Annotated in this window: 5 protein-coding genes and 2 pseudogenes; 3 read left to right on the top strand and 4 right to left on the bottom strand. The window is 57.8% G+C overall.

What is annotated here, in order from left to right:
* Positions 1–74 precede the first annotated feature (74 nt).
* Positions 75–1,247 (top strand): annotated as a pseudogene (locus ACLQ7E_RS14510) (IS3 family transposase).
* A 550-nt stretch (positions 1,248–1,797) separates the two neighbouring features.
* Complete coding sequence (locus ACLQ7E_RS14505) at positions 1,798–5,817, top strand: restriction endonuclease (protein WP_411733285.1); 4,020 nt, start codon at positions 1,798–1,800, stop codon at positions 5,815–5,817.
* A 480-nt stretch (positions 5,818–6,297) separates the two neighbouring features.
* Here the strand turns inward: ACLQ7E_RS14505 and ACLQ7E_RS14500 are convergent.
* From ACLQ7E_RS14500 to ACLQ7E_RS14485, 4 genes and pseudogenes are all read right to left on the bottom strand, one after another.
* Positions 6,298–6,683 (bottom strand): annotated as a pseudogene (locus tag ACLQ7E_RS14500) (IS5/IS1182 family transposase); the annotation flags it as partial.
* A gap of 306 nt (positions 6,684–6,989) precedes the next feature.
* The gene (locus ACLQ7E_RS14495) at positions 6,990–7,295 is read right to left on the bottom strand and encodes a nuclear transport factor 2 family protein (protein ID WP_411733284.1); all 306 of its coding nucleotides are present in this window, start codon (positions 7,293–7,295) and stop codon (positions 6,990–6,992) included.
* A gap of 225 nt (positions 7,296–7,520) precedes the next feature.
* Complete coding sequence (locus ACLQ7E_RS14490; protein WP_411733283.1) at positions 7,521–8,354, bottom strand: formate/nitrite transporter family protein; 834 nt, start codon at positions 8,352–8,354, stop codon at positions 7,521–7,523.
* Between the two features lie 225 nt (positions 8,355–8,579).
* Complete coding sequence (locus ACLQ7E_RS14485; protein ID WP_411733282.1) at positions 8,580–9,182, bottom strand: helix-turn-helix domain-containing protein; 603 nt, start codon at positions 9,180–9,182, stop codon at positions 8,580–8,582.
* A 109-nt stretch (positions 9,183–9,291) separates the two neighbouring features.
* Between ACLQ7E_RS14485 and ACLQ7E_RS14480 the strand changes: the two genes are divergently transcribed.
* On the top strand, positions 9,292–10,269 hold the full coding sequence (locus ACLQ7E_RS14480; RefSeq protein WP_411733281.1) for an NAD(P)/FAD-dependent oxidoreductase: 978 nt from the start codon (positions 9,292–9,294) through the stop codon (positions 10,267–10,269).
* Positions 10,270–10,526 lie beyond the last annotated feature (257 nt).

Raw genomic sequence — 10,526 nt, 5'->3', positions numbered from 1 at the left:
TCGGTCCGAGCGATTGTTGCCGGAGCCCTGCGCCCGTATGGTGATCTGATACAGGGTCTAGGAGAATTTGTTTCATGTCAGGTCGTCGTAGTTTCACCGAAGAGTTCAAGGCCGGGGCCCTTGACCTCGTTGTTTCCTCGGATTTGGGTATCAAGGAAGGGACCCTGGGCAATTGGATGAGGACGGGGAAGGCCGAGCACCCGGACGCCTGGACTGACGAGCCGGGCCCGGTGGAGTGGGCCAAGTACAAGGCCCTGCAGGCCGAGAACACCGCGTTGAAGAAGGAAAACGAATTCCTGGGAAACGCCAGCGCCTTCTTTGCCGCGAAGCATCCGTGGCGGACTACTTCGCTTTCATGTGGCAACAGAAGGCCAACTTCGCGATCGCGTGGATGTGCCGGAGGCTCGGGGTTTCCCGGGCCTCGTATTACCGTTGGGCGCGCCCGGCCGGACTCACACCGACCGCATCCCGGCACGCGGAGCTCAGCGTGGCCGTCCAAAGGAATTCGAGAACAACGACCAGATGGCCGGGCGAGACCAGTTGACCAAGATCCTCAAGGGCCAGGGCATCAAGATCGCGGCGGGGACCGTGGGGTGCATCATGAACGAGTACGGGCTGAAATCCCGGCGCATGCGGGCCTGGAAGAAAACCGCGGTGAACGATCCGGAAGCGCGGACCGAACACATCAGGAACCACATGCTCGACGAGCACGGAAAACGCGATTTCACCGCCGTGGTTCCCGGGACCCGGCTGGTGGGTGACATCACTACCTCAAGACCGGCTCCGGGTGGCTGTATTTGGCCACGGTGATCGATTTGGCCACGCGCATGGTGGTCGGCTGGTCCATGGCCTCAAACATGCACACGCCGTTGATCATTGACGCGATGGCCATGGCCCGGACCCACGGGCGGCTGCATCCCGACGGGGTCATTTTCCACTCAGACAGGGGATCTCGATACACCTCGGGCGATTTCCAGAAATGGTGCGCCGGGAACAAGGTCACCCAGTCCATGGGATTGACCGGTGTTTGCTGGGACAATTCCGTGGTCGAAAACTTCTTTTCCCACCTCAAGACCGAGATGTATCACCACTACGACTTTCCGAACCACTTGTCGGCACGGACGGCAGTGATGGAATAAATCGAGTCTTGGTACAACAGTCGCCGGCCGCACAGCAACAACCAAGGTCTGCCGCCGGCAAGAGCCCTGGCCGAATACCGGAACCAGCCCACGCCGATTGCGGCGTAAGAAGAAAATCAATCAAGCTGTCTCAAAAACTTGACGAGCGCAATTGTTGACGCACTTGATAGGTGGCACAGAATCCGGCCTTTCCTGACCAGAGAACGTTGCACCGAGTGCAAGACATGGTCAACTTTCTACCTTGACCGAATTCATGATTCAGACGTCAAGCTAAAGAGTCTCGAGCACGGTCACGTGATTACAGCAAATGCCCAAGTCGTAAAAGCTCTGAAGACAGTTGGATATCTGCCGGCAAATCAGTAGGGGGCAGAGGATTCCTCCCTCCAATGGTGCGCAGTACCTGGTGGCTGTGCTCAAGCTGGTGGCCGTAGTGAAGCATCCCGTGGATTATGCCGCCCATAAACCGCAGGCATGATTCCCGGTTCATGGTCTCGTCACAGTGTGAAGACACGAGAACGAAACACACATAACGGTTAGAGCCTGAACTGCTTGGTAACCTAAGGGAAACCTTGCGCGACGTCATTAGGTGTTGATCGTACGGTGGTGCCCCTCGAAGAGGCCACGGGCTAGAGCTGGTACGAAAGAAGATAGGGTCACATTGGCAGCGCTAAACAACTCCACAGAGTCAACTCCCGGCAAAGATCCCACATTGTTGCCAACGCCCTCATTGTCGCCCGATGAGTTTGAAGATTTTACGGAACGCCTGTTAAGTGCACATCGTGCCTGCGTAGGAGACTTGCGTCACGTAAGTCGCGTTGATCGGTGGGGGCGCAAGGGAGACAAACAAGACGGCATCGACTTCGAAGGCGAATGGAGTGACGGTAGCTCCTCTGCTTGGCAGTGCAAACGATACGACAATTTGACTGCAGCCCAAGTTAAAAAGTTTGTTGGAGAATGCACCTTCGAGGCCGACGAATATTACCTAGTCTATTCGGGTGAAGCTTCACGTAACGCTCGGCTCGAGATGGCAAAGCATGAGAATTGGGAGCTGATAGACCGTCGAGGTTTGGGACGGCTGTTGGACGATTTGCCATTGCATAGGAAACGTCAGGTGCTCGACGATACCTGGGGAACAGCGATGAGAAAGCAACTTCTCAAAGTTCCCGGCGAAGATGCTTTTCTAACAATCTCCGCGTTCCGGTCAACTAGGTTAGATCCGCTGAGTTTGTTGAATGACTGTGGGCCACTTATCGGCCGTACCACCGAGCTTTCGGCGTTGTCCGACGCTCTGGACCCTGCTAACGAATCAACACTGGTGACCCTGGTGACTGGTCCTGGGGGTCGCGGAAAGTCTCGTTTGCTAGCTGAAGCACTAAGTACCTTTAGCGAGGCCAAGCCTCAAATTCCTGTCCTTTGTCTGTCGCTGGGGCGTCAAATCGATCAACAGGCGCTTCAGGAGCTACCGCATACGCCATCGATCTTGGTAATCGATGACGCGCATCGAGATCCGTCGGCGCTGGGGCCGCTATTTCAGTACTTACGAAGTACTCCTGGAACGAAATTGATCTTAGGATCCCGAAATACTGGTCGAGACTTGATCCGGGCAGAAATTGCGCGCTTTGGAATCAGGACACAGCAAGTCGAACAGATTGATGTTGGGGAACTTAGCGCAGCGGAGACGCGGAGATTGGTCATCAGTTTGGCCGACGGCCTCGGACTCTCTTACTCTGCAATCACTCACTTTACTAAGGAAGCAAGAGACAGTCCGCTCATCGCGGTACTCGCTCTAAACATGATTCGACGTGGTGAGCTTGACGGTCCGTTGGCGTTTGCCCCAGGTCTCCGCCAAGAGGTTATGAACAAATATCAAACCGTATTGGCCGGGAACATTGATGGTTTTCAAAGCGAAACGGTCCGACGCTTTCTGGCAGTCTACGCAGCGATCGGACCTGTTGATGCGAATAGTCAGCAATCAGTCGAACTGATCTCTAGTTTTTGTGGGTTGCGGAATCAAGAATTTTTGAGGTTGAGAAACGCGCTGCATGAGCGGGGCGTCCTTGTGAGTAGAAGTGACAAGACAAGGATTGTCCCCGATATTCTGGCAGATCAAATACTCGAGCGTGAGAGTGCCATCGGCGGGGACGCTACCGGTTTTGCTGACGAACTTTGGGAACATTTCTCTGCCAGCCATGGCATTCGACTCGTTGAAACCCTGGCCGAATTGGACTGGCGGCTCCGCAGCCAAAATGGGCCCTCTATTATTGCTCCAATTTGGAGAGACATTCGAGACGAACTCAACCACGCCTCACCTGCAGGTCTCCGTAACGCAATAAAGGATCTGGTGCCGCTCAGCTATACGCAGCCCCACGCACTCTTCGCCTTCCTTGATCAAATACATGCACTCCTTGCTGGTTCGTTGGTTCCAGCCGCAAGCGAGAATGCCTCGAAGCAATTTGGGTTTGTCCGCGATGACAGTGCTTGGTTAGAAGCTTTCGGAAGTGCACAACCTTCCGCAGAAACCGTAGCGTACGAGCTTGCTAAACCCTATGCATCCTGCGCCGTCAACGCGCCCGACCTATTGGAGCCGGTTATGGATGCGTTATGGAGACTGAGTCGGGTGGATCCTCGACTGCCGAACCAACACAATGACCATCCGGAGAATGTTGTTGGAGAAGTTATTGTCAATTTCGGTGAACTAGCGGATGCTTCATTTCCGGAGCGGATAGTAGGTTGCGTAGATAAGTGGCTCAGCCAGGATTCTCACCCAGAGGATAGGACCACGCCACTGTTCGCGCTGCGCCCATTGTTCAGGAAAGACGGACAACGGTACGTCCTTGAAAGCCCAAGAAACATTGCCATTCGACCTTACTTTATCGACGCTTTGGCTCATAGGCCAGCGCGAGCACAGGCAAGGGATCTACTGATTCGTGAATCCTTGGGTCGAGATTTGCGCAGGATTGGCATATCCATCGAAATCCTCGGAAGCTCCTTGTCAGACCCACGAGGGTCATTCGGTCGGCTGCCCAGCGAAGAGACACTGCAAGGCTGGGAACCAGAAAAGCTGGTTACGCTCGCGGGCCTAGCTAAGATCTCGGCTGAAACAAGAAGCGCTGTAGTCAGACGATGCATCCGACATGAAGTTGAATGGACGGCCAGCTACTCAAAATCCATCGAGGCAAAGTGGGCTGCTTGGAACCTAATCTCCAACATTGACGAAATCTTGGAAGATGACCTGGCAGAAAGTTTGTTGAATAGATACACCATGTTCTTTTCCCTCCGCGGGAAATTGATGCAAACCTTCGAGGAATTCAGTGACAGCCAGGATTCCAAGAACGCCAAGGAGCTTCTGCCATTCGAGGACGAGATGGAGGAAGGCTTGGCAAAAATCGCTCGCCGAGACTTTGAGATCGACAGCCGGAGAGCCCAGGTTACCCGCAGCCTATTCGAAAACTCCACAGTTTCTACCGCACTCGATACGATCGAGGAGTGTTGCGTGGAAATTCTCAACGTGAATCCTAGAGATGGCTATGTTTCAGGTTTGCAGCCACTTGCGTCCGAGATAGTTTCGGTCTATCCGACGCTCGTTCCGGAAATGGTATCTAACATTCTAGGCAGAGTCGACGGACCGCTTGACGAGATCATGCCCATTGTCCTCAACGCGTGGGCCGCACTAGATGAAAAATCGTTACATTCGTGGCTGGAAAATCTCTCCACGTACCGAACAAGGATTAGAGCCGAAGTGGCTAAAGCCTTCGAACAGTATGGATGGACCGATCTAGGAATTTCGTTCGAGGAAATACACTCCATTGGCTGCAAAGACGATGATCCGGACGTTGCAGCTCGCTTTGTCGCCGGTAGCCATAGGCTACTTAGGCGCAATCCAGTCGATACGGCTAGAAGACTCCTGGAAGCAGGAGCTACCAAAATCGTTTTGGCTGAGCTAATGAATAGGGCTTCTGAATATGACGGGATCGGATGGGGGCTGAGCCTCGGTGATAGCGAAGCCGTTGCCGTTTTGTCCCTGATTGAGAAATCGAATATAAACGCTTACGCGGTTCAAAGTATTATGACTGGCATAGCGGACCGGCATCCAAGGCTCGTTCTTGACGCACTATTGAGGACTTTCACGACACCAGATCATATTACTTCAACGTTTGATGGCCTTGCTGCTGTCTATGACCGCGAGGCCGTAATGCTTGTTGCCTGGCTACTTGAGAAAATCGACGACTTTGATCAAGACGAACTCGAAGTTGCAGGTTTGGCTAGGGTCGTTGCCTTAGTTGTACATGATGGAATTACTCATGACCAGCAGCATGAGATCGAAGTCGCATTAGATACTATGCCCGGAACGAAAATTTCGGGTGTCCTGGACTGTCTAAACGAACTGCCGATTTGGCCCTTGAGGCGCCCGACGCTAGTCGCCTCATTTATCGCCCAGGCTAAGGCCACCGGAGACATCGAGTCCGTGCAGGATAAAATTTCGTCGGCCATGAGGATCTCGTCATTCGGGTTCATTAACGGAGAATCGGATGAACTTGAGCATGCATTTCAACTGGCTACAAAGGCCGCTGCGGATTGTGAGGACGCTGCTCTTCGAGATCTATACGTTGAGGCCTCAGAGCAAGTCAGAGATACCATGCTCGCGCTAGCCCGCGATGACGAGGAAGACGACGACTAGGAATTCAAGTAGTTCGTTGCTCGCATACTGAACCATCCGGGAAGTCATGCCGCCGCTATATGGGTGGCATGATTTCCCGGACGGTTCAGGGTGTACTGGTTTCGGTTGGTTACTTAGACGATCGTAGGCACCGGAGGAATCGTGAGTTGAGTCTCACCGCTCTGATCGTCGTCGAAAGTCGAGTGAGGTTCTGTAGGGACCGGAGCTATGACTCTTGCCTACGACAACGGGGAAGTGTTAGCTTCCCCATAGACGGATTTTTCTAGTTATTCTCTCCGAGCGGCTCATGCGAACGGACTTTGGCCGTGGTTAGTTCTTAGGCATCTTTGTGGAAAGGAATGTCGTGGCCGAATCAATTGAAGACTGGTTTCTCGAGCACGCAGACACCTCAATGGGCGACTCGCCGGACTACGAGTATGTTGAGCCGCAGTGGCCTTATGGCGAAAAAGACTAAGAAAATCTGCCAATAGGCCCTGACCGTCAGGGCTTGCGCTTAGGCCTGGTGCCCCAGCGGTGGGTGTGCCAGGCCTCGTGGGTGAGGCGCCTGAGGATGATGACGCTGTTGGCGAGGTGCGATCATGGCGTTGATGATCAGGGCTTTGCGTTCGGTGCAGACCAGCAGCTTCTTGAAGCCTCGGGTGTGCCAGGCGTTGGTCCACTCAACCACCCAGCGGGCCGGCCTGGAGCGTTTCGCCCTTGGCGCCGTTCACCCCTTCGCACCCGAGTTTGGTGGGCGGGGTGCGGGTCTTGCCGCTGTCGTAGCCGGCGTCCAGGTGCACGGTGGCCCGCTGTGGCAGGTGGAAGCCGAAGCATGAGAGCTTCTCCAGGGTGGAACGCGGCAGCGGGGAGTCGCGCCGTTCATCACCGTTGTTCCAGAAAAGATGCCAACTAGTTTGGAAAATTCGGAGGATGCTCGCGCGGCAAGATCCCCGTGAATTGGGGCGACAAGTAGATGGAAACTTGCCAAGTAGCTTGGATTCTCACAAACGGGAAGCTGGCGCCCTTGTCTTTGCCCCGCTGCTCGCGGGTCGGCGCCATTCTGGTTTGCAACGGGTGCGCGAATGCGCTCGACTGCTAGTTCATCCCCGACCCAGCTGCCGCCGCGGCGTAGTTCGGTGTCAGCGCCGAAAATGCGCAAAGCCAGCCGGAAGACCGGCGAACGAAGGTTTCCGTCACCCACTCATCTGCAACGAATGGCGACCTTGCCACATGCCTTTGTTGGTGCCATGGGCCAACACCACGGCCACGTCGCCGTAGACCCTTGCCTCGAGGACTTCGAAGACCATCTCTGAATGCGTGAGATTTCCTGACTCGACAGCGGAGAGGAACCCTGCCCGTTTTCCAGGACGGCCTTCGGGAGTGAGCATGGTCCAGTCCGGTTCGGCAAAGGACCCGATCCGAGTTGCATCGTTTGCCACGATGGCTTCGGCCCACCGATCGAGAAGTTCTTGGAATGATGCGAGAGTGTCTTTTTCCATGTGGACAGTATGGGCTCACGGCCAGTGGCAGCCAATGAACGAAGCAGGATTCGCGCGGTGGAGTAACACCTCGAATGCCCGCGGGCGATGCCCTTGGACGGGGAAGGCAAGAACTCAGTGACCCAAGACTTGCCCGCGAGGCGCGACGCCACCGCATGGACATGCGGAAAGCGGCTCCCGGAAGACTAACTTTTGGAAACCGCTCAATCCTGGCCCTTGGATCGATCACCGCGCGGCATCCGGATCCTCGGGGGCGTCGTCCCGGCGCTCGCGAATCAGCTCCTTGTTGCGCAGCAATCGAAGCGAGGTGACCAGCAGCAGGCCACCAAGAATATTGAACAGCAACGTGTAGCCAAACCAACCCAGCCAATCCAGGTAATCCACCTGGACACCGGCATGGATGGCCCCGAAAATCAGCAGTGAATCCAGGATGGAGTGGAACAGCTGCAGCCCGGCGAGCAGGAAGCCACAGGCCACGGCCACCGCCATTTTTGCCACGTCCGAGTCAGCGCCCTGCTGCATGCGTGTCATCAGCGTGATAGTGCTTCCGCCCAACACCGCCAGACATACCGACTGCCAGCTGAACCCGGCCTCCACGAAATGCCGGGCAGCGGTTTCCAGTTCGGGCGTCCATTGGGGGAACGCCTGCACCACGATCCACATGAAGGCCCAGCCGCCGATGAGGTTCATCAGCAGCGTTCCGCCCCAAAGCTTGGCGAGCTGTCCGAGGCTGGCCTCCTTGGAGGCCACCGCCGCGATTGGCACCAGGAAACCCTCGGTGAACAGCTCGCTCTTGGCAAGCAGCAGGGCTATGAGCCCAATGCCGAAGGCAAGCCCTGCCAACAGGTGGTTGTGGGTCTCGTGCAGCACCGCCAGATAGGCCATGACGCCTATGCCGACTTCCATACCGCCAAACGTCCCGGTGACCAACACCGTTGTCCATGACCTTGCCAGGCGTTGGGCGCCCTCCTCGACTATTCGGTCGAAGGTTTCCTCGATTTCCTCTTCCACCGGGGCATCGTTGTCCCCGAGCTGCCGCCGACGCTCGTCACCGCTCATCGTGTCCGCCTTTCAGCTGGTTAAAGGTGTTGAATTCCCTGCTGTCCATCGGAAACCTGCCGGGGTTGGACCCCGGTGGAGTGCGCCCCGTGAAGCGCCCCGCTGATCGCCGGCCGGTTTGAGACCACACTAACGGCTCAGGCGGCCTCGTCGGGGGTAATTGATGGAAGTCATTTCCCGTCCGATGTGTACCGTGGGGCCGCATGGCCGCCCGGGCCGGGCGGTCTAGGAAACGGCAGCATTTTTCTTGGCCGGCCGCGCACGGACATGCATGCGTTCGCCCTGCGGGCCGAAAAGGCTGAGGAACTCCACGCCCTGCGTGTCAGCCAGGCCAAACCAGTGCGGGGTGTGAGTATCGAATTCGGCTGCCTCGCCGGCAGGCAATACCAAGTCGTGGTCCCCGAGCCGCAGCCTCAGGTTCCCCTTGAGGACGTAGAGCCATTCGTAACCTTCGTGGGTCGCCAGCTCGGGGTCGGCAACCGGCTTGCCGCCCGGAATCACGTGCTTGAACGCCTGCAGTCCGCCGCCCGACCCGCGGCTCAGGGGCAGGATTGTCATGCCATGCCGGGCAATTGGCCTGATGTGGATGCGCGGGTCCCCGGTTGCAGGGGCTCCCACCAAATCGTCCAGGGGAACGCCGTGCGCGCGAGCCAGTGGCAGAAGTTGCTCCAGGGTGGGTCGGCGCTGGCCGGATTCCAGGCGCGAGAGGGTGCTCACTGATATTCCGGTTCGCGCGGAGAGCTCTTGCAAGGTGGAGTTGCTGCTGGTCCGCAAGCTGCGCAGACGGGGGCCAACTTGTGCGAGGGTGCTTTCCAATTCCTGTTCCATGGCCCCAGTTTGCCACATCAGCAAAAAAGATTGCCATAGTTTGGAACATGGCCAGATGATGGTGGTGCACGGGCAATCGCCTGTGAAACAAGACCAAGGAGCATGAACCATGAAAACGACACCGGATGCATGTGATGTGGCCATCATTGGCGGGGGAGCGGCGGGACTGGCAGCGGCCCAGGCTCTGGGACGCTCGCGCCGCAGCGTCGTCGTCATCGATGCGGGCGAACCGCGCAACGCCCCGGCCGCGGGCGTGCACAACTTCCTCACGCGCGACGGACTGCCGCCGCGCGAGCTGCTCGCCCTCGGCCGGGCGGAAGCGGAGGGCTACGGTGTCCGATTCCGCGACGCCCGTGCGACGGCAACCCGCCGCGATGACGCCGGGTTCGGAATCGAGCTGGACGACGGTCGGCAGCTCCTCTCGCGGCGCATCATCCTTGCCTCCGGCGTCAGCGACGAGCTCCCCGAGGTCGCGGGGCTGGCGGCGTACTGGGGCAAGAATGCGCTGCACTGCCCCTATTGCCACGGCTGGGAGGTCAGGGACCGGGACATCGCAGTGCTGGACAGCGCCTTTGCGGTCCACCAGGCCCTGATGTTCAGGCAGTTGAGCGATCGCGTCACCCTGTTCACAGCGCCGGAAAGGGAATTGGATCCGGTGGAGCGGGAAAAGCTGGAAGCTCGCGGCATCGGAATCGTGCCGCGGGAAATCAACGCGGTGCGCGGGAACGACACACACCTGACCCATCTGCTCTTCCGGGACGGAGCCGATCGGGCGGTTGATGCCCTGGTCGTCATGCCGCACTTTGCGGCAGGGGTCTCTGCCCTGTCGGGCGTGGGACTTGAGGCAACGGTGCACCCGTCCGGCATCGGCACGTACGTGGTCACCGACGAGACGGGCAAGACGGAGATCCCGGGTCTGTGGGCTGCGGGCAACATCCGGGATCCCATGGCGCAGGTGGTGATGGCCGCCGCGGACGGGCTGCGCGTGGGGGCCATGGTCAACGCCGACCTCATCCAGGAGGAGACGGACGCGGCGGTGGCGGCCCTGCGCATCGGTGCGGTTGCCGAGGTCGGGTCGGGCAGATAGGGCCAACATGATCAGGCCGTCCCCGTAACAACCTATCCGGCCTCCGATGCCTGCCGATGCCCCCCACGCAATGGTTCGGCATCGGCGCATCGTGGCCGCGGGAGCCTTCGCCTAGGGTGAATCAGCCGGGGACGAGTGGAGGGACCAACGAGGATGCGTGGTGACAGAGACTTTCAACCTCACTCCTCCGGCCCAATCACGGTGCAGCCGGGCCAAGGTCATTCCTCCATTGGGCAGGAGCACTTCGGGGGCGGGGG

This window comes from Paeniglutamicibacter sp., from assembly GCF_046714615.1.
GTDB lineage: Bacteria > Actinomycetota > Actinomycetes > Actinomycetales > Micrococcaceae > Paeniglutamicibacter.
Note: the sequence above shows the minus strand (reverse complement) of the source record. Positions and strands in the feature narration are given on the sequence as shown.

Bases quoted from the DNA above. Each gene is read 5' to 3' on its own strand.
- ACLQ7E_RS14490 (WP_411733283.1), bottom strand. From the start codon at position 8,354: ATGAGCGGTGACGAGCGTCGGCGGCAGCTCGGGGACAACGATGCCCCG.
- ACLQ7E_RS14480 (WP_411733281.1), top strand. From the start codon at position 9,292: ATGAAAACGACACCGGATGCATGTGATGTGGCCATCATTGGCGGGGGA.
- ACLQ7E_RS14485 (WP_411733282.1), bottom strand. From the start codon at position 9,182: ATGGAACAGGAATTGGAAAGCACCCTCGCACAAGTTGGCCCCCGTCTG.
- ACLQ7E_RS14495 (WP_411733284.1), bottom strand. From the start codon at position 7,295: ATGGAAAAAGACACTCTCGCATCATTCCAAGAACTTCTCGATCGGTGG.